Genomic DNA, 19,227 nt, shown 5'->3' with positions numbered 1-19,227 from the left:
GGGTGCCCTATCCCTTCGTGACAGGCCCTGTAATCCCGGCTCGGAGACCGGGGAGCAAGTAACCCGCTGGTAGGTTGCGAATGTTCAGCGACGGAGGCGGACAGCTGGGTCACGCTCAGCGACATGCCGGGCGACCGAGTCGACGCCGGGGCGCGCGTACCGCTCCAGGGAGCGGACGGAGGCGTGGCGGGAGCGGGCCAGCAGCATCGGGGTGGAGGTGCCGTCCTCCGCGTCGTGTGTCAGGGCACTGTGGCGGAGCCGGTGGAGCGTCCAGCCGTCCAGGTCTTCGATGTCGTCGGGCGACCCCGAAAACTGAAGCACTGCTACCGCATCCGCTGAACTGCCGACCCTCACTGCGACCGCAGACCTGAGCGTCACGCAGTGCTGCACGAAACCTCGCCGTAGCGATACGAGAACACGGCCGTTTCTGGCAGTGATGCGGCGTGCGGCTACGGCTCCGCGTCGGCTCTTGCGGGTCATGCCTGAGGCCCTTGACCCTCACGTGACGTCAGGCTGCATAGTCGGTGCCGTGGAAGATCACTGGACCGTGGGGCGCGTGGCCGAGTTGGCCGGCGTGAGCGTCCGCACGCTGCATCACTATGACGAGATCGGCCTCGTGCGTCCATCGGCGCGGACCGCAGGTGGGTACCGGGCCTACTCGGCGGGTGACGTCGAGCGGCTGAGGGAAGTGCTGGCCTACCGGCGACTGGGCTTCGGGCTGCGGGAGGTTGCGGAACTGGTCGGTGACTCTTCCACCGACGCGGTCGCGCACCTGCGCCGACTGCGTGGCCTGCTGCTGGAGCGGCGTGATCGTGCTGACGCCATGGTGGCGGCCATTGACAGGGAACTTGAGACACGGGCGAGGGGACTGAGGGTGACACCGGAGGAGCAACTGGGGATGCTCGGTGCACGGCTGTACAACGTGATCGGCGGCGCTTACACGGCAACGCGGCGTACCGAACCGCGGATCGCAGCACAGATCCTGGGCGCGCTCGGGGACGCGCGGACGGTGCTGAATGTCGGGGCCGGCACCGGCTCCTACGAGCCGACTGATCGCGAGGTGACCGCTGTGGAGCCGTCGGAGGTCATGCGGCGTCAGCGGCCTGCCGGCTCGGCGCTGTGCGTGGCCGCCGCCGCGGAGAGCCTGCCGTTCGAGGAGCACTCCTTCGACGTCGCCATGGCCGTCTCCACTGTTCACCACTGGGAGGATCCGATAGCGGGGCTGCGCGAAATGCGGCGCGTGGCGCGCCGCGTGGTGGTGCTGACGTTCGACACCGACGAGCCCGGATGGCAGGACCGGTTCTGGCTTACCCGCGACTACCTGCCCGAGTTCGCCACCGTCCTCGCAGACTTTCCCTCACTTGCGGCGATGGCCGACGCGATCGGCGCCCGCGCTGAGCCGGTGCCCATCCCGTGGGACTGCGCTGACGGCCTGTTCGAGGCGTACTGGCGCCGACCGGGAGCGTATCTGGAGGAGCACGTCCGTCGTGCGATGTCGGTGTGGACGAGGGTCGGGCCGGACGCCGAGCGGCGGGCCGTGCAAAACCTGCGCGACGACCTCGACTCCGGCCGATGGGCCGAGCGCAACAGCGACCTCGCCCACCTCGACACGGCAGACCTCGGCCTCCGCCTGCTCATAGCTTGAATGGGCGACGGTCCGGACCGAACGCCCCCCCCGAGGTCGTCGCGGACCTGAAGTCCCCGACCTGGGTCCGTGAGGGGCGACCGCTGGTGCTGATCGGCGACTCCGGCACCGCCAAGTCCCACCTGCTGATCGGCATCGGCACCGCGATCGCCGAGACCGGCCTGCCGGTCCGCTACACCACCACCTCGGCGCTGGTGAACGAGCTCGCCGAGGCCGACGCGAACCGCCGCCGGTCCTCGGTCACCGCCCGCTGCAGCAAGATCGATCTTCTCTGTCTGGACGAGTTTGGCTACCTCAACCTGGACCGCAAGGGCGCCAAGCTGCTGTTCCAGATCCATCGCTATGGGAGCAGTAGCCGCCCCCGTCTCCCCGGGAGCGGGGCCCGCCTCCGTTCCCGCCTCAGCGCTCAGGCCACCCCGGTGCAAGCCGAAAGTCTTCTCACTCGTCCGTCGTGAGGGGTGCCGGCGTACACGTGACGTCCGCGAGTGCACCGGCACCAGCCGCAAGCGGCAGCATCCCTACGACATGCCCTGCGGAACTGGCCGGCTCCTCTCAGCCGACACGGACGCCCGCCATGGAGATGTAGGGGTGCCGTCTGGATCCAGACCATGCGGCCACAGCCTGGTGGCGACTTTCGACTCCTCGGTCGGGCGGCGAAAGGCCGTGAGATTGCCGTAGTCGACGACCTGTCGGTAGAGAACTTCGGCGCCGTCCCGGTCCCCGGCCTGTTCCCGCATCTCGGCCAGGCGCAGCAGTGCGATGGGGTCGTGATGGTCGGCGGCTTGCCGGTAGAGGGCCTCGGCGCCGTCCCGGTCTCCGGTCCTCTCCCGGTTGTGCGCCAGGCGGTACAGGGCGCCGATGCTCCCGTGCTCGACGGCCTGCCGGGCCAGGGCCTCGGCGGCGTCCCGGTCCCCGGCCTCCTCCCGTATCAGCATCAGGCTGAACAGGGTGGTGATGTCGCCGTGTTCTGCGGCCTGGCGGGCCAGGGTTTCGGCGCTGTCCTGGTCGCCGGCCTTTTCCCGCATCTCGGCGAGGCGGCCCATGGCGGTGAAGTTGCCGTGTTCTGCGGCCTGGCGGGCCAGGGTTTCGGCGCTGTCCTGGTCGCCGGCCTTTTCCCGCATCTCGGCGAGGCGGCCCATGGCGGTGAAGTTGCCGTGTTCTGCGGCCTGGCGGGCCAGGGTTTCGGCGCCGTCCCGGTCCCCGGCTTTCTCCCGCATCTCGGCCAGGCTGGCCGGGGCGATGGTGCTGCCGTAGACGACAACCTGGCGTGCCAGGATTTCGGCGCTGTCCGGGTCCCCGGCCCTCTCCCGTATCTCGGCCAGGCGCCACAGAGCCATGGGATAGCCGTGGTCTGCGCTCTGCCGGGCCAGGGCTTCGGCGCCTTCTCGGTCCCCGGACTCCTCTCGCAGATGGGCCAGGCGGTACAGGGCGGTGGGATTGCCGTGGTCTGCGCTCTGCCGGGCCTGGGCTTCGGCGTCTTTTCGATCCCCGGCCCTCTCCCGCAGTTCGGTGGTCCCCCGATCTCCCCCGTTCGGGGGAACAGCCATGTCTCGCCCGCTGTGCGATCAGTAGTCCGTGTGGCCCCGCCCCCGCCGCCTCACCTACAAAGCTACGTGACCGGTTTGTGGGCCGGGTCGGTGTCCTGGTTGCCGGCTGGGGTTGGCGGAGATGGTGTGCTGCTGTCCGGTGACAGTGACCCTGGACCGATTGCCGGCGGAGTGGGGCCACCGTTCCGCCGGACCGGCGGGATCTAGGCTGGTCACGGCATCGGTTGTGGGACGGAAGCAGGAAGGCGCTGTGGCGTGGCGAGCACTGAGAAGGATCTGGCGGGCGTGCAGCGCGAGCACTGGCAGGGCACTTACGCCGCCCACCCGGGTATGTACGGCGAGCAGCCCTCCGCGCCCGCGATCCACGCCGCCGGGGTGTTCGGGGCCGCGGGCGTGCGCGAGGTGTTGGAACTCGGTGCCGGACATGGCCGGGACACCCTGTACTTCGCTCGCGAGGGCTTCACCGTGCAGGCCACCGACTTCAGCCCTGTCGGCCTGGAGCAGCTGCGGGAGGCCGCCCGCGCCCAGGACATCGCGGGCCGGGTCACCACCGCCGTCCATGACGTCCGCGAGGCACTGCCGCAGCCGGACGCCTCCGTGGACGCCGTGTTCGCGCACATGCTGCTGTGCATGGCGCTGTCCACCGGTGAGATCCGCGCGGCGGTGGGCGAGATCCGCCGTGTCCTGCGGCCCGGCGGCGTCCTGGTCTACACCGTCCGGCACACGGGCGACGCCCACCACGGCGCGGGCACCGCGCACGGTGACGACATCTACGAGCACGGCGGCTTCGCCGTCCACTTCTTCGACCGCGACCTGGTCGACACCCTTGCCTCCGGCTGGACCCTCAACGAGGTCCACGCCTTCGAGGAGGGCGACCTGCCCCGCCGCCTGTGGCGCGTCACCCAGACCCTGCCCCGGTGAATCCCGAACCGATCCCGGCCGCGGACATCACGTCGACGGCACCGGCCTGCTCTGCGTTGCCCTCCTGCTCCGCCTGCGCGCCCGCATCGCCACCGCCGGACCCGGCACGGTCGTCCACGTCCTCGCCACCGACCCGGCCGCGCCCCTCGACCTCCCGGCCTGGAGCCACATGACCGGGCACGAATACCTCGGCCCCGTCCCCGGCGACCGACCCGTGTACGCACTGCGGGTCGCCCCCGACGCCGTCCCCACCCGACCCAACGCACCCTGGCACCGGACCCACCCCTGACCACCGTACGGCCCTTCCAGGTCGCCGATCAGCCTGTCCGACTTCGGTGGCACATGCTCCAACTTCGACGTCAAAGGACAGCAGCGCCCTGCCTGGGGCAGGGGTGGGTTGCAGGGGTGGCTTCGTCGACGTCGCACGACAGCGGTGGTCGCCCCGGGAGGCGTTCACCGCGCCCGGATCTCGATGTCGACGAGGACGGGAGGCGCCCACCGACACTCGGCAACTGCGGGACGGTGGCCGCCACCTACGCCGGTGGCCGGCACTCTTGTCCCGGGCCCCGGACGAACGGCAGACGGCAACATGCCGGCCGGCGCCGAGTTGCTGTCCGAAGCCATCGATATGCGACGCGGGCAGCGCCTCCCGAGCCGCCGGCCAAGCGCTGCTCTTCGTCATCGACAGAGCCACGCGGGGATTGACCCGAGCCTGGTGACGCGGGCCGTGGACAGCGGCGTCACTGCTCCCCGCTCCCGCGGGGGTGGACGGCAAAGCTTCTGCGAGTGGTGGTCGGTGGGTGTGGTGAGTGGGGGAGAGGTCGTCATGGTCGTTCGTCACCGAGCTCGGCGGTACTCATCACCGTGCTTACCAACGAGCTCACCATGCCCGGGCTGCTCACCACGGGGCTCACCATGAGTGGTTCTCCGGACCCCTGGAGTCGTCTTGTCTGTTTCGGTGCAACTTGCTTGGGAGAGGGCCGTCGTCGGGTAGAACTGCAGGTCAGGAAGTCTGCTCCCCGCGCGCGCAGGGATGGTTCCGGTGCGGCGGCCGCACCCGAGCAGCTTGTGGCGAAGCCCGCCGTCGCGGCGCCTGCGCCCCAACACGAGCACCCGGAAGCTGTTGCCACCATCCGCGAGGCTGATCAGTTCCACTGTGCCCCCTCTTGCTTGCCCGCCCACACCTGTCAGAGCTCATGGTGCTGAACCGGATCTTCAGACACAACCAGGTTGCCGGACGTCATTCTGTTAGGGGTTCTTAAGGCCCTCTGAAACGGCAAAGTCCGGACTCCTTCCCAAGAGCCCGAACTTCACTACATCGGTTCTTTGTAGTGATGCTCTATGGCATTTCTACCTCACGGTGGGACGTGCTCGCTGCCCTCTGGTCAGGACGCTTCGCTACCCGACTCCGGCCCGATGTAGATCTCCGTGCCGTCACCACGCCAAGCCCTGGTGTAGCCGCCCCTCGGCGCCGACACGATGAACATTCCAGCTTCCATGGACACCATGCCGTCTTCTGATTCGGCGAACCATTCCACGACGATGGTCTCGCCCGCCGACAAGCGGAACTCCTCCGCCGTCGGCTCGAACACGACCGTCATCTGCCGGTCGGCTTCAATCAGGAATCGCATTGACACTCCTAGAGATTATCCATGTAGTACTGGAAGAGATCGGCCCCGGAGGCAGAACTGGGATTGCCCGTGCCAGTGTCCTTGTACTTCATCACTGTCCTTCTTTCTACATCCGCGTAGAAGTTGCGCCATTTATGGGCGTCCTCGCCAGCGCCACGATGTCCTGGTCGCACATCACACCGGCGTACGAACGAGCCGATTGGCTGCTCCCCGCCCGCGCGGGTATGGCCCCGCCATCCCGCGTACGCGCCGGCGAGGCCGAGACTGCTCACTGCACGGGCGGGGATGGCCCTGTGGCGATACCGGCGCGGCCGCCCGAGGCGTTCTGCTCCCTGCACGCGCGGGGTTGGGGGGTCTGGAAGTATGGCAACTGTGATAGTTGGGGGTTGGGGTGGTGGGTATGGAGCCGAGGGTGTATTCGACGATTGATCTGCGTAAGGGTATGGGGGAGATTTTGGATCGTACGCGGATCGCGGGTGAGGCTGCGGCGATCACGCGGAAGGGTAAGACGCTGGCTAATCTGGTGCCGGCGGCCGGGACGTGGCCTGAGCAGGACCGGCCGTGCGGATCTGGGAGATTCTTTCGTCATGACAGCGCAACCCGTCCATTTCGACGGTCCCGGCGGGGAGGACCCGCGTCGAATCCCGCCGATGCCGGAAGGCAGTCCTCAGGCTCTGCGTCTGGCGATCTCGGAGCATGCTCCGCATCTGCTGCCGGATTTCGAGTCCCACTGGCGGCGTGCGATCGGGGATGCTTTCAGTCTGACTCCGGTGCCGGCGTTCATGCAGTTGTGGTGGACCCAGTACGCGATCGCCCGCGATCCTCTTCTGGAGGCGCATCTGAACGATCTCGAGGCCCGTGCGGGGAAGGCTGAGGATCCTCGGGAGTCGGCGGCCCTGCTGGCGGAGTACAGCCGTCTGCGGCGTGCGGCGGCAGAGGCGGAGCCGGGGGAGTGACGCACGCCCGCCGAGTCGCTGTCTTCAACGTCGAGGAAGTCAACACCTACCCCAAGGACACATTCCCCGACGACAAAGTGTACGGGTCCACCGGTCGCCCGGAGCTCCGACTCATCACCTGCGGAGGCAGTTTCGACGAGCGCAAGGGGTACGCGGACAACGTCGTCGCCTTCGCCCACCTCACGTCCGTCGATGAGAGGAGAGCCTGAGCGCACGTCCTCTCCGGCGTGCGGATCGAGGCTCTTGACCAGACCTCTGGCAGGGCTCGGCAGGTCGACACACATCGGTGACCGCAGGTGCAATTGGAACAGAGCCGGGCCCGTGTCGCACGGGCCCACCCACGCCTCTCCACCCTGCTGTCCACTGAAAGATGGGCGGGCCTGGAACGCGTCGAGGTGCACCCGTGAATATGTCGCTCCGCCGCACCCGTGCCGGACAAGCGGCCGCCAGCGCAGGCCAGGTCAGCGCGTGTCTCGGGCCCCCTATCCTGTCGCGGTGAAACTTATGTTCGGGCGCGTTCGGCGCCTCCTTCGCTACTCACTTGGTGTGGCGATCGTCGCCACCGTGCTGGTACCCGCGCAGCCGGCTGCGGCGGCAGATCTCGTCGAGCGCGCCGGTTCGTGGACGCTCACGCGGGTGGACGGTGACAAGCGCCATCTCATCGCGTCGGTCGAAGCGGCCGGCGTTCAGAAGGCCTCGATCACCGAGGTACTCGGGGAGAACGACGGCATCGCGGGTCTGTGCCATGGCACGGGCCTGAACGGAACGCTGCGGTACGACGGATACTGCTGGGGCTCAGAGCTGGACCACAGCAACTACGCCGATCCGGCGGGTGGTTGGATGCCCCAAGGCTTCGCCGGGGCCCACGCCGCCACCGATTCCGGCCTCTACCAAGGGCAGTCCTCGCTCAACGTCTCGTCCTGGTATTTCGGCACGTGGGTGGACAAACGGAACCCGACCACCATCGAGGAGTACACACGCGTCACCCTCTCCCAGGCCTTCAACAACGCCGTCTCCTACGGAAACATCGCGCTCGTCGAGCCCGTGAACGGCAACTTCAAGGAGCTGAAGTACCTCTCTCACGCGGATGGTGTCGCGTGGTACGAGGACATGCTGTTCGTCGCGAACGGGATGGAACTCCAGGTCTACGACCTGCGGCACATCTGGCGCATGACCGATACAGCCAGCAGCGGCACCGGTCTGTCCGGCGGCAAGAGCTCGGCGCGCCACCACCGCTGGGCACTGCCCCTCGTCGCGCGCTACACCACCAAGGCGAACGCCCAGATCGACACGGACCCGCAGCCCTTCGGCGCGGGCGGCCACCGCGCCTGCGGCCCCCACCTCGGGCCGCTCTGTCTCAGCACCGTGAGCGTCGACCGTTACAGCCACACCATGGTCTCGGCCGAGAACTACGGCAAGGCCGGTGGACGCGTCGTCCGCTGGGACCTTCCCAGCCTCGCCTTCGCCCCGCCGTCCGTGAAGCTCACATCGACGGGGGCATGGATGGAGAGCTCCGTGTGGGGTATCCAGGGCATCGCCCTGGACGGCGCGACAGGCAACTACTTCATGTCCGGCGTGTGCCCCGCCGGCTACCCGATGGGCGAAAAGGGCGAGAACAAGTACTCGTGCCTCCATATGGCCAAGGCCGGCGATGCGCCCCGCGTCCTGTCGCAGGCGCCCCAGCTGACACAAGGGCTCTCCTGGGACTGGCGCGCACAGCGACTGTGGGGCCTCAACGAGGGTCTCGACGACAAGGGCTGGGGAGCACAGCGAGTGGTGTTCTCACTCGAAGCGTACGCAGGCCGAGCGGACGCGCAAGGCTACGGCTGGCTCGTCAACCCCTGGAGGCCGGGCTTCATCTGCGCGACACCGCAAGGCGACAAGGCCGACAACGGCACCCCGGTGACGATCTGGGCCTGCTCGGGTTCGGAATCCCAGAGGTGGAAGCTGGAAAACGGCCTCATCGTGCACAAGACCAGCGGAAAGTGCCTCACCCCCCAGGGGAACGGAGCAAACGTCAACGGCGCCCTGCTCACCCTCTGGACCTGTAATCCGGCAAGCGACGTCCAGAAGTTCTCCCAGGTCGGCGGCCAGATCATCAACGGGTACGGAAAAGTCATCACACCCAAGGGCAACTCCCTGGACAGCGGCGTGTGGCTCACCCTCTGGACCAAGGACACTGCGGTCACGGAGAACGTCTACCAGAAGTGGCATGTTCGCGACTTTTAGTCGGGCTGAGCCTGATCTGCTTGTCGCCGGTGAGCGAGGCCCGGAATCGAGCAGTGCCGCCGAACCTGACTGATCCTCGGGCTTCACCAGCACGGGTCGGGGCCCTCCGGGCCCCGACCCGTAGCCTGCCGGACTCTGCGGTACGCCGGGTGGGCGGAGGGGGCGAGTACGGGCGGTCCAGACGGTCGGATCCGAGCGGGACCCGGGCGGGTTAGGCTCGGCCCTGGGCGTTGCACCCCCTCCCGCTCTCACCGCCGACCGGTTCCGGAGCTCTGCTGAACATGTCGTCCGCCATAACGTCCCGACCCGTCGCCCGTCTGTTGTCCGAGGCGCGTGATCGTACGGACGTGGTGGTCGGGGCGCTTCTGGAGCGCGTGGAGACAGGTCCCGCCCAGGTGCTGGCCTACCAGTGGGGCCTGCGGGACCTCGAGGGCCGGCCCGTGCCCGCCGACGGACCAGGGAGGGGCAAGGCGGTGCGTGCCGCGCTGGTGTTCGGGGCCGCCCGGGCCACGGGCCGCTCCGGCAACGATCCTTTGGTGCTTGCCGGGGCCACCGCCGTTGAGATACTGCACACGCTCTCTCTGCTCCACGACGATGTGATGGACGGGGACACGCTTCGGCGGGGGCGTCCGGCGGCGTGGCGGGTGTTCGGGGCGGAAGCTGTCGAGAACGCCGTGCGTCACTTGACCCCGCACGCCGTCGGCCTGCTCTTTGACGCGGCGGTCCGCCCGGAACCGGACCCCGCGGCCGGCCCTCGGGCCCCGGAGGTGCTGCGCGGCCCCGCACGCGCGGCGGGCGTGCTCGGTGCGGCCCTCGTGCGGCTGGCCCAGGGCCAGGCCCTCGACCTCGCCCTGGAGCAGGAGGCTCACCCCGGCGTCGCCGCGACGCTGCGCGTGCAAGCCGATAAGACGGGCTCGCTCTTCTCCTGCGCCTGCGAGTTGGGCGCCGCCCCGGCCGCGGCCGCGGAGCTGGCGGCCTTCGGGGAACACCTCGGCGTCGCTTTCCAGATCACCGACGACGTTCTCGGTATTTGGGGAGACCCCTTGGTCACGGGGAAGTCCGCCGGCTCGGACCTGGCGGCCCGCAAGAAGTCCTACCCGGTCGCCGTCGCCCTGGCCCCGACGACCGGAGCGGACAGGGCCGCAGACGACGCCCGCCGGAGGTTGGTCCGTCTCTACGCCCGCACCGAGTCCTGGACGGCGGCGGAGACCGACGAGGCACGCAGACTCATCGACCATACCGGCGCCCGCTCCGTGGCAGAGGCGGCCGCGCGTCGCCACGAGCGGACCGCCCTCGAATCCCTGGCCCGGGTCTGCCCGCCGGACGAGGAAGCGGGACAGGACCTGAGGACCCTGGCCGCGTTCGTCACGGGCCGCCCGTACTGATCACCCGACAGGCGGCCATCCTCGCTCCCATGGGGCGGGTCGGTCGAAGGCGTTGGGCAGGCCAGCCGCGTACAGCTCGTTATCCAGTTGGTGCAGACGGGCGAGTTCGGCGGGCTGCTCCCAGCCACGCACGACGCATGCCGGTGCGGTGGAGCCGGCGGTCGCAAGGAGGGCGTTCACGGCGGCTTTGGCGCTCTGGTCCGCGGCTTCCATGGTGGCGAGGTTGAGGTCGACGTCCACGTGGTCGCCGGCCTGGAACAGGTTCGGGACCTTCCCGGCCGGCTTGGGCCGCCAGCGGCGCGAGCCCGCCGTGCTGATCAGCAGCGGTTCGGAGTTGTGCGAGAGCCCCCCGGGCGCGGTGGGCCAGCGGATGGCGGGATCGGTGAAGCAGGAGTGCACGAGCTCGGGGGAGAGGAGCTCGCGGCCGTCGCAGCGCAGTGAGTCGGCCAGTTGGTGCCAGACCTCGCGGATCACCTCCTGCCGGGTGCAGGCCCGGGCGGGTTTCCCGGTGAGGGGTCCGGGGACGTCCCAGGCCGACACGTCGACGGACAGGCAGTCGTGGACGGTGCCGTCGCCGTACCGGGCCGATATGTCGATGCCGGACCAGAACTGCGCCTGGGCGATGGACGTCAGCGCCCACGGGGAGTCCACGTGGATGACGTGGCCGTGTACGAGTGGGGTGGGCTCGCGCAGGAAGAACTGGATGCCGGTCATCCAGTCCGTCTCCAGGCGGTCGATGTCCGCCAGACTCTCGTCCAGTTCGCACACCTCCGGCCCGAGGGTGCGTACGGCGGCCTCGGCGGGGACCGCGCAGACGAACCAGTCCGCCTCCACCTCGTGCACGGCACCGGACGGAGTGCGAACGACGGCGGCCCGTACCGCGCCACCGGCCGTCCGCAGGCGCAGTACCTGGTGTCCGACAAGGAACCGGACGCCGAGCTCGACCAGATGCGTGGCCCACGGTCCGATCCACGCCTCGGTGGTCGGCGCGCCGAGGACCCGGTCGGCCTCGGCGTGACTGCCTCCGCCGAGCAGCCCGGACCAGAACTCCACCTGGGTCCGCCCGATGGAGGCGACGCTCGCCACCTCGGCCTTCGCGGCGACCAGCGTGCGGGTGGGACCGATCACGCAGAGCCGCCGGTACTCCTCGGAGGCGGTCGCACCCGCCGTGAAGTCCCACCAGGAGGTGTTCTCGAACTCGCCGTCGCGGCGGGCGGCCCCGCTCGTGGCCCAGACCAGCAGCCGGTTGGCGAAGTGGGCGCTTTCCTCGGCGGAGAGGCCGGGCGTGCGGGCCAGCAGGTGGCCCACCGCACGCAGTGTGGCTTCGACGCTCCTTGCAGCGGGTCCCCCCGAGATGTCGATGACCACCCCGTCGCGCTGCCGGTCCCGCGCGTACAGCATCTGCGTGGTCGCCACCAGCCGGTCGGCGACGTAGCCGCCGCCGGAGGGAATGCGCGTCATCGTCTCTGTGACGTTCCGGTAGAACCCCGGGAAGAACCGGAACCCGTGCTCACCCGGCAGATCCCGACGCCCCTCCGTACCCGTACCTGGAACAGGAATGCTGCGCGCCTTGCCACCCAGCGCCCGGGCCTCGACCACGGTCACCGCGAACCCCCGCTCGACCAGCTCCATCGCCGCGGTCAGCCCCGCCGGCCCGCCCCCGATCACCACCACCCGCCGTCCGGGACGCCCGCCCCGGCCGTGCCTTCGCGCACCAGACCCTGCAGCGCTCGCCCCTGCCCTGTTCCCAGCAGTCCCCACGCCTCTGCCCTCCGCGCGCACCCAACTCCGGCCCGGCGTACCCGAACCGCTCGGACAAGATCAGCACACGGCTGTCGTGAACCGCAGCTGTGCCCGGCCGGGGGCCGAGCACGCCGAGCGGTTCCGTGCCCGCGTACCGGCGGCAAGCAGCTGGCTCCGGCCAAGCCGCGGGAGCGGCGGCAAGCGCTGTCGGCCCGTGAAGGACTGGCTGGTCGTCGCGGTGTTCCTGCCCTACGAGTCCCGCGCTGCCGAGCCGACGCCGCTGCTCCACGACCACGCGGTCGTCTCGATCCGCGCCCGGCGGCCGGACGGGACATGGCGCAACCTCTCCACCGACTCGATACTGGCCCACATCGTCGCGGCCGACACCCTCTACACCCTCCACTTCATGGAGGAGGTGACGGCGCGGCTCGGGTGGGCGTGGGAGCCGCGCGAGGTGACCCCGGGCCGCCGGCCTGTCATGGACATCGCCGGGATCGACCGGCGACTGATCGGCCGGCAGTCGACCCGCCGCCAGCAGATCGCAGACGCCCTCCCCGTCCCAGTGGCCAAGTACGAGGAACGGCAGGGGCACGCACCGGGGGAGCGGGCCGCCTACGCACTGGCCTGCCAGGCCGCCGACCAGACCCGCTCACCCAAGCGCACGGCACTGCTGTCGCTGACCGAGCTGCGGATGCGGTGGCGGGCCTCAGCTGTCACCGCGTTCGGCGCCTGCACCGTCTACCGGCTCGCCGAGCGAGCTCGAGCCGCCGCCGAAACGATCTGGGCCCGGGTCCGCCCGGTCGTCGACGTCGCCCTGGCGGCCGTCGACGTCACCGCCGTGGTGTTCGTGATGCGCGGTGCGTTCAAGCACCACCACCTCCTCGCCGAAGCCCGCCGCCACCTCGCCCACGTCCTGCGCGGCCGCCGGCACCGGCCCGGCCTGGACGAGCAGATCGTGCAGGCGGTCACCGACGACTACACCCGCCCCGTCGGCCGGGGCCGGATGCTGACCGCCGACCTGCGCGCCCTGTACCCGCACGACACCGAGGACCAGGCCGTGCTGCGCGCGCTGACCCGCAAGCGCTCCGCCGCACCGTACGAGCGGGCCCGTCTCGCCGCCGGAGCGCTGACCGCCCGCGTCCACGCGCTACGCCGCGCGGACGCCCTGAACTCCCGGCCCCGGCCGCACACCGTCGCCGTGCCGACCTCCCTGAGCTCCCGCCTCGGGCGGAAGGCCGACCAAGACCTGGAGCCGATGACGGATGTCGCCGCGGTGGAGCTGGCCAGCAGGACGCTGGAGGCCGCCGCGGCCGAGATGGCCGCACTCCTCCAGGCCGGAGTCCGGGAGCGAGCCGCCGCCCGCAGTTCCTCTCTCAAGTCCGCGGCGGCTCCGCCGCCGTACGCCCAGCAGCCTGTCCAGCCCGCGAGGCCGGACACCACCCACCGGAGGAGTCGCACGACCACTACGCCGCCCGCGGACCCGAGGATCGAAGCCGTCGCAGCCCGGGTGAAGCAGGCCGCCCAGAAGCGCGCCGAGGCGTACGCGCCGCCGACGGACTGGCAGCCGATCTGGAAGCGGCCCCGGAAGCCGAAGTCCATCAAGGCGAGAGAAGGAGGAGCTGGCCAAGCAGCGTAAGCGCCTCAAGGCGGCCCGTGTCCGCCGGTTCTGCGGCGCCCAGTCGCGTCGGCCTCGGCCCCGGCAGCACCGCATCGGCAGCGCCGCCGCGACGCCCGCGCCCTGGCCCGGATGCGGCACTCGAACGCCTGGCTGTGGTGACGACACCAGGACTCGTCCACTGAGTGGCCCCCGATACCGAGCGGGAGCGGGTGGAGTGGATCGTGTGGGCTCCACTCGGTGGACCCCATGAACTCAACCCGGTGGGCGCCACTCCACTCAGTGGGCTCCGCAGAGTGGGGTGACAGCGGCCACTGGGAATTCCTCACAGGCGGCCAGTTGCTGGGGAGATATCTGGCCGCCGACAGATACCTGCTGTTACCGAGACGCCAGTGCGTCGAGCCCTGATGCCAACGCTTCTCCAGGATCGACGTACCGAAAACCTGGTGCTCGAATCCGCGATCTTGGCCATAATGCGCAATTCAGACGGGACCAGAGCAAAGCGAGCAGTATGAACCACGACGACCATGCGCACGAGGCAGAGCCGCGTGCGCTGCTGATCACCGGAACCGTCGGGGTCGGCAAGACTTCGGCTGCCGACCTGCTGGGCGATCTCCTGTCTGACGTCGGTGTGCCACACGCCGTCATGGACCTGGATCGCCTGTGCCAGGCGTGGCCCGCCCCGCACGACGACCCGTTCAACTCCGGTCTGCTGCTGCGCAACCTGCGAGCCCTGAGCGCCAATTACCTCGATGTTGGTGTGCGGCGGCTCGTCCTGGCCGGGGTGGCCGAGAACAGGGCAGACCGCGACCGCTATCAAACTTCCATCGGCATGCCGCTCACGGTGTGTCGCCTGACAGCGGACCTTCCCGTCGTGCACAGCCGGCTACGGCGCCGCCATGAAGCCGACAGCGACCTCGAGTCCTTGCCCTGGCACCTGGAACGCGCCGGCCAGCTCGACCAGATCCTCGTTCAGGCTGACGTAGCTGACTTCACCATCGACACGACCCACGTACCGCCCGCAGCCGTCGCGTCCGCCGTTCTCCAGGCTGCTGGCTGGACCTGAGCCGACACATGACACATCGCGGCGCCGGGCCTCGTCATCCGGCGCCGTAAATGTTCATCGTCACGGTACGTACATGGGTGACTGGCCGTACATGGGGGGTGCGAACCGGCTGCTGACAGTGGGGTCCGCCGTGGTGCGCACCGCGAGGACCTGAGGTCTTTGGGCTGCCATGGTCTGGCCTGTCACGTCCCCTGAGGGCTGGGGATCCGGGTGGCTCCGGCGAGGGTCTGAGAGCTGCCGGTGAGGCGAGCTGTTCCTGGTCGAGTGTCGCAGTGTTGTTTCCGGTGGGCGAGTCCTCTGATTGCGGGTGGTGGGGGCCCACGTTTTGACATGCAGGTATTTGCCTGCATTATTGAGGGGTGAGCAGCAGCGACACGGACAGGGTCTTCAAGGCTCTGGCCGATCCGACCCGCCGTCTCCTGCTGGACCGGTTGCATGAGGACAACGGCCAGAGCCTGGGCCAGCTGTGCGAGAGCGTGCAGATGGCCAGGCAGTCGGTGACCCAGCACCTGGGCCTGCTGGAGGCCGCGAATCTCATCAGCACGGTCCGAAGGGGCCGCGAAAAACTCCACTACCTCAACCCCGTCCCGCTCCACGAGATCCAGGAGCGGTGGATCGACAAGTTCGAGCAGCCGCGTCTGCGGGGTCTGAGCGCACTGAAACAGAGAGCCGAGAACACGATGACCACCACCGCCACGAAGCCCGAGTTCGTCTACACCACCTACATCGCCGCAACCCCCGAGAAGCTCTGGGAGTGCCTGACCGACCAGGAAGCGACCGCCGCCTACTGGGGCCACCACAACATCTCCGGCTGGCAGGCCGGTGACCCCTGGGAGCACCGCCGCATGGACGGGTCCGGCATCGCCGACGTCGTCGGCACCGTCGTGGAAGCCGTCCCGCCCAAGCGCCTGGTCGTCACCTGGGCCCTGCCCGACGAAGAACGCCCGGGCGGCCCGTCCACCGTCACCTTCGACATCAAGCCCCTGGGCGACACCGTGCAGCTCACGGTGACCCACGAGAACCTCCGCGACGAGGCCGAGCGCCGTCAGGCAGCGGGCGGCTGGGCGATGGTCCTGTCGAACCTGAAGACCTACGCCGAATCCGGCAAGCCGCTGCCTGTCTCCATGTGGTCCGGCGCCGGCCAGAACTGACAGCCAAGCATGTAAGGTGCACCGCGCTGTCCCGCACCGCACTGGGTGCGCGCCATCCGCGCCCTCGCCTGCACCCGGTGCGCCGCACCTGGACTCCGCCCAGCACGGCCACCCCTTGTCCAGGTTCAGCTCCACCCCTGGTCCAGGTTCGGCCGACCCCCTGTCCAAGGTCCGCTCCACCCCTTGACCAGGTTCTCCACTGGGCGAGGGCAGACTACGCGCATGAGTGATAGGGCCAACGCCATCCGCCACGGGCTCGGTCTGACCTGGGTGGAGTCGATGGGTGGACCGCTGATCGTCGTTCCCGTGTCCGCGCTGTACCAGTGGGGCGGCTGCACCGAGGACGGTGTGATCGTCGGTGGCACCGACGAGCCAGACGACTACGACCGTGCCTGTGCGGTCGAGGAGTACGCCGAAGTGATCAGCCTGGGCGACGCTCGCCCTGCGTCCGCGCTGGTGCTGGGGGATGAGCCCGCCACCACCTGCTACCTGCCCGAGCAGAGGATCTTCCTGCGGTGGCTGGCCGCTGACTCCGACGCCGAACTCCTCGCTGCCGCAGAGGCCCTTTCGAGCGACCCCGGGACCCCGTGGGAGGACTGCGGGGTCTGGGAGACAGATGGCCCTGCGGTTCTGATGGATTCTGCCGAGGCCGGCAAGGACCTCGGCGTGCCCTGCCCCGACGGCAGGGGACAACCAGAGGAGGCCCCGGTTGTTGTGCCCGCAGGGCGATGGGAAGTCCGTGCCTACCACAAGACCGGCGAGTTCCCCTGGGTTGGTGTAGTCCAGCTCCTCCCCGCCGCCACTCAGCCGAGACCTACCGCTTGACCCCCACACTGCCGGAACAGCAGCGGTCGAACACCAAGCTGACAGCCCACGGCCTGACCGCGCGGGCTGGTTTGTCCACCGCTCCGTGCGCGCCACCAAGGACACACGTTCCTAGTTTTCGGGTTCTGGCTCAGGTTCTGTGATGAGGTCACCTTGAGTGATCGTCGGGTACCCCGTCGCTCCAAGAATCAGCAGCGCCTTTTGGCGCCGTTCACCTGCGTCCACTGCGGTCTGCCAAGACGTGAAGCCAGCACGAAACTTGGTGGTAGCCACCTGGGTCGTACGAGATGCTGCCAAAGTGATTGAACGAGATTCCGCGGTTCAGATCGTTGAGGGAGAGCTGGAACGCGACTACCAGCGAGAGCTGTCGCTTGGGCTTGTCCCGATACGCATGGTTGTGTCGCATGTAGAGCAGCATGAGCTGGTGTGGATCATTTCCTGGACATCTGAGGAATACCTGCGCACCCGAAACCCAGACTTCGCGCTGGCCGGGAATGGGCCGTACCTTGTTGACCGCGTCGACGGAAGCCTGCATCAGATCGGTGTCGTCTCCGCAGTAACGGACGCGTGGGAGGCGGACTACCGAGTGCGCATTCGACGGCAGGTCACGCGGACCGCAGTGGACGATCTGCACGATGAGGTCCGGGCGGTGGCAGGCGCTCGTGGGAGGGTCCATGCCATGCACACCCTGCGCCAACGAGTGCCAGTGCTCTCCCACGCTCAAATCATCGAGTACGTGACCGCCTTGCAACACGGCGACGCTCCGGCGCACCTTGTAGACGTCGCCTACAGGGAGCTGGTGGCGTCTACTGACCCGTCCGTGGTGACCATCCGCAGAGCCGCGAATTGTTGAGGTGCTGACAGCAGCAGCTGTCCTCACGAAGCGAGGAGAACTCGCTTACGCAGCAGCGCGAAGCCGGCGCGGCCGAACATCTGGCGCTTGAGCATTTTGATCCGGTTGACATGGCCTTCGACAACGCCCGAGCTCCAAGGCAGGGTCAGGCCGGCGATGACAGCGTCGCGGTCGCGGTCGATGCCGGCGGCCAGGGTGTGGAGGCTGGGCAGGTCGTCCTGCCGGACGGCGTCGAGCCAGTCGGGCAGGCGCTCGCCCTGGCGCTCGGTGAGCATGGTCGCGAAGGAGCGGACGTGCCTGGTGAGGGCGTCGAGTTCGGAGCAGTGTGTCCGAACGGCCTTGAGCTGAAGTTGCTCGGTCTCGGTGAGGGTGTCCGGACGGCGGAGGATCCATCCCGCGACGGTCCGAGGCGAGGGCGGCCGGGCAGACACCGGCTGCGGTGAGGTGAGCTTGTCGTGCAGGTAGGCGCGAACGCGCTGGTAGCTGCCCTTGTAGCCGAGTGGCACGATCTCCTCCCGCAGCTTCCAGGCGTTGCTGCAGCCCTCGCTCCAGCGGTCGTCCGGATAGGGCTTGTAGTCGTCGAGGACGGAGGGCCGGTTCTGCCACTGACCGGTGAACAGCTCCTCTGGCGTCGCGGCGTCTGCGAGCTGCTTGACGGTGCGGTAGGTCATCCCGAGCTGCCGCTGTACCGACCGCCGGCTGTGTCCCGCCGTCGGCAGTGCGTGGACGGCGGCATGCCGGGCACGGGTCCGATCGGCGAATCGGTGCCCGCGCGGCCAAGGAGAACCGGGCGAGCCCGCTGCCGGGACGGCCTCGGGTTCGGGAGCCGGTGCGGGAACCGTGGGGACCAGGGCGCGGAGGCAGCGACGGTGCTGGGCGACGCTCCGCTCGGCGGCCTCGCTGAGGTTGTGCCAGAGATGCCACCGGTCCGCGACCTGGACGGCCTGCGGTGCACCGGCGGTGGCGCCCTGGGCGAAGAACGGCGCCCGGTCCCGGCACACGACCTCGACGCCGGGCCGATCGGCGAGCCAGGCCGCCAGGCTCGAACCCTCCCGGTCGGGCAGCAGGTCGACAGGGCGGCGGGTCTCGACGTCGACGAGAACGGTGCCGTAGTGGCGGCCCTTGCGGGTGGCGTACTCGTCCACGCCGACCACACGCGGGGCGGGCACTTCCGGCTCGGGAAGGGCGTCGACCAGGCGCAGGACGCTGCTCCGGCTGACGCCGACCCCGAGCGCGGAGCTCAGGCGGGCGCCGGCACGGCCCGCCAGGGCGAGACCGACCGCGGCCGGCGTCGCGCGCAGCCGCTCGGTTCGCTGACCGTGCCGACGGGTCAGGCCGGGGATCTGCTCGACGAAGGTGCGGCGGGTGCATTCCGAGTTCCGGCAGGCGAACCGGCGGACCCTCAGCTGAAGAACAACGCTTCGTCCGGCGCTGGGCACATCAGCGGGAAACCGCAGGTAGGAACCATGAACCCGGTTCGACCAGACCCGGCACGCCGGGCAGGCGGCACCGTTCGCAGTGCATTCCGCGTCGACCCGCACTATCGCGATGCTCACGTCCACCGACAGCACCGCGACGTCCGCGATCGACGGGAACAACAGCTCCTTCAACCGGGGCGCGATCTCTTCCACGGACCCGAACTGTCAGTCCAGCTGCCTTG

Annotated in this window: 15 protein-coding genes and 3 pseudogenes; 13 read left to right on the top strand and 5 right to left on the bottom strand. The window is 69.2% G+C overall.

Annotated elements, in window-relative coordinates:
- Window positions 1-84 precede the first annotated feature (84 nt).
- Entirely contained in the window at window positions 85-321 is a 237-nt protein-coding gene (locus ACF1BN_RS20205; protein WP_392332945.1) for a hypothetical protein, read from the bottom strand.
- Between the two features lie 226 nt (window positions 322-547).
- Between ACF1BN_RS20205 and ACF1BN_RS20200 the strand changes: the two genes are divergently transcribed.
- The gene (locus ACF1BN_RS20200; protein ID WP_392333094.1) at window positions 548-1,645 is read left to right on the top strand and encodes a MerR family transcriptional regulator; all 1,098 of its coding nucleotides are present in this window, start codon (window positions 548-550) and stop codon (window positions 1,643-1,645) included.
- Window positions 1,573-2,100: an ATP-binding protein gene (locus tag ACF1BN_RS20195; protein ID WP_392332944.1), complete on the top strand. Its 528-nt coding sequence runs from the start codon at window positions 1,573-1,575 to the stop codon at window positions 2,098-2,100. Before ACF1BN_RS20200 ends, ACF1BN_RS20195 begins: the two co-directional genes overlap by 73 nt.
- Window positions 2,101-2,163: 63 nt before the next feature.
- Here ACF1BN_RS20195 and ACF1BN_RS20190 read toward each other — a convergent pair whose 3' ends face one another.
- Window positions 2,164-3,192 (bottom strand): tetratricopeptide repeat protein, encoded by a 1,029-nt coding sequence (locus tag ACF1BN_RS20190; protein WP_392332943.1) that lies wholly within the window; start codon window positions 3,190-3,192, stop codon window positions 2,164-2,166.
- Between the two features lie 255 nt (window positions 3,193-3,447).
- Here ACF1BN_RS20190 and ACF1BN_RS20185 point away from each other — a divergent pair, with 255 nt between their 5' ends.
- Entirely contained in the window at window positions 3,448-4,113 is a 666-nt protein-coding gene (locus ACF1BN_RS20185; RefSeq protein WP_392332942.1) for a class I SAM-dependent methyltransferase, read from the top strand.
- A pseudogene (locus ACF1BN_RS20180) lies at window positions 4,019-4,252 on the top strand (hypothetical protein); the annotation flags it as partial. The gene ACF1BN_RS20185 and the pseudogene ACF1BN_RS20180, both read left to right, overlap by 95 nt.
- A gap of 1,246 nt (window positions 4,253-5,498) precedes the next feature.
- Here ACF1BN_RS20180 and ACF1BN_RS20175 read toward each other — a convergent pair.
- The gene (locus ACF1BN_RS20175) at window positions 5,499-5,744 is read right to left on the bottom strand and encodes a hypothetical protein (RefSeq protein WP_392332941.1); all 246 of its coding nucleotides are present in this window, start codon (window positions 5,742-5,744) and stop codon (window positions 5,499-5,501) included.
- A gap of 587 nt (window positions 5,745-6,331) precedes the next feature.
- On the opposite strand from ACF1BN_RS20175, the gene ACF1BN_RS20170 reads away from it, so the two are divergent.
- The 4 genes and pseudogenes from ACF1BN_RS20170 (at window position 6,332) to ACF1BN_RS20155 (ending at window position 10,314) form a co-directional block, all read left to right on the top strand.
- A complete protein-coding gene (locus ACF1BN_RS20170) occupies window positions 6,332-6,700 on the top strand; it encodes a hypothetical protein (RefSeq protein WP_392332940.1) in 369 nt (122 codons plus the stop codon).
- Window positions 6,679-6,909, top strand: a pseudogene (locus tag ACF1BN_RS20165) (sortase domain-bontaining protein); the annotation flags it as partial. The gene ACF1BN_RS20170 and the pseudogene ACF1BN_RS20165, both read left to right, overlap by 22 nt.
- 337 nt (window positions 6,910-7,246) lie before the next feature.
- Window positions 7,247-8,929: an RICIN domain-containing protein gene (locus ACF1BN_RS20160; protein WP_392332939.1), complete on the top strand. Its 1,683-nt coding sequence runs from the start codon at window positions 7,247-7,249 to the stop codon at window positions 8,927-8,929.
- 347 nt (window positions 8,930-9,276) lie between these two features.
- Window positions 9,277-10,314, top strand: a complete 1,038-nt coding sequence (locus tag ACF1BN_RS20155) for a polyprenyl synthetase family protein (RefSeq protein ID WP_392332938.1) — start codon at window positions 9,277-9,279, stop codon at window positions 10,312-10,314.
- On the opposite strand, the gene ACF1BN_RS20150 is transcribed toward ACF1BN_RS20155, so the two are convergent.
- Window positions 10,315-12,075 carry an FAD-dependent oxidoreductase gene (locus tag ACF1BN_RS20150; RefSeq protein ID WP_392332937.1) on the bottom strand — a complete coding sequence of 587 codons (1,761 nt, stop codon included), beginning with the start codon at window positions 12,073-12,075 and terminating at the stop codon, window positions 10,315-10,317.
- Between the two features lie 172 nt (window positions 12,076-12,247).
- On the opposite strand from ACF1BN_RS20150, the pseudogene mobF reads away from it, so the two are divergent.
- The 5 genes and pseudogenes from mobF to ACF1BN_RS20125 all read left to right on the top strand — a co-directional run.
- Window positions 12,248-13,471 (top strand): annotated as a pseudogene (gene mobF, locus ACF1BN_RS20145) (MobF family relaxase); the annotation flags it as partial.
- Between the two features lie 712 nt (window positions 13,472-14,183).
- Window positions 14,184-14,738: a hypothetical protein gene (locus ACF1BN_RS20140; RefSeq protein ID WP_392332936.1), complete on the top strand. Its 555-nt coding sequence runs from the start codon at window positions 14,184-14,186 to the stop codon at window positions 14,736-14,738.
- Window positions 14,739-15,097: 359 nt separating this feature from the next.
- Window positions 15,098-15,889: an ArsR/SmtB family transcription factor gene (locus tag ACF1BN_RS20135; protein ID WP_392332935.1), complete on the top strand. Its 792-nt coding sequence runs from the start codon at window positions 15,098-15,100 to the stop codon at window positions 15,887-15,889.
- Between the two features lie 222 nt (window positions 15,890-16,111).
- The gene (locus tag ACF1BN_RS20130; protein WP_392332934.1) at window positions 16,112-16,714 is read left to right on the top strand and encodes an Imm21 family immunity protein; all 603 of its coding nucleotides are present in this window, start codon (window positions 16,112-16,114) and stop codon (window positions 16,712-16,714) included.
- Window positions 16,715-17,012: 298 nt separating this feature from the next.
- A complete protein-coding gene (locus tag ACF1BN_RS20125) occupies window positions 17,013-17,567 on the top strand; it encodes a YrhB domain-containing protein (protein ID WP_392332933.1) in 555 nt (184 codons plus the stop codon).
- A 23-nt stretch (window positions 17,568-17,590) separates the two neighbouring features.
- Here ACF1BN_RS20125 and ACF1BN_RS20120 read toward each other — a convergent pair whose 3' ends face one another.
- Window positions 17,591-19,198: an ISL3 family transposase gene (locus ACF1BN_RS20120; protein WP_392332932.1), complete on the bottom strand. Its 1,608-nt coding sequence runs from the start codon at window positions 19,196-19,198 to the stop codon at window positions 17,591-17,593.
- Between the last annotated feature and the right edge of the window lie 29 nt (window positions 19,199-19,227).

This window comes from Streptomyces sp. NPDC014861, from assembly GCF_043081625.1.
Classification (GTDB): Bacteria; Actinomycetota; Actinomycetes; order Streptomycetales; family Streptomycetaceae; genus Streptomyces.
The sequence above is the reverse complement of the archived record's forward strand: the minus strand, read 5'-3'. Positions and strand labels throughout refer to the sequence as shown.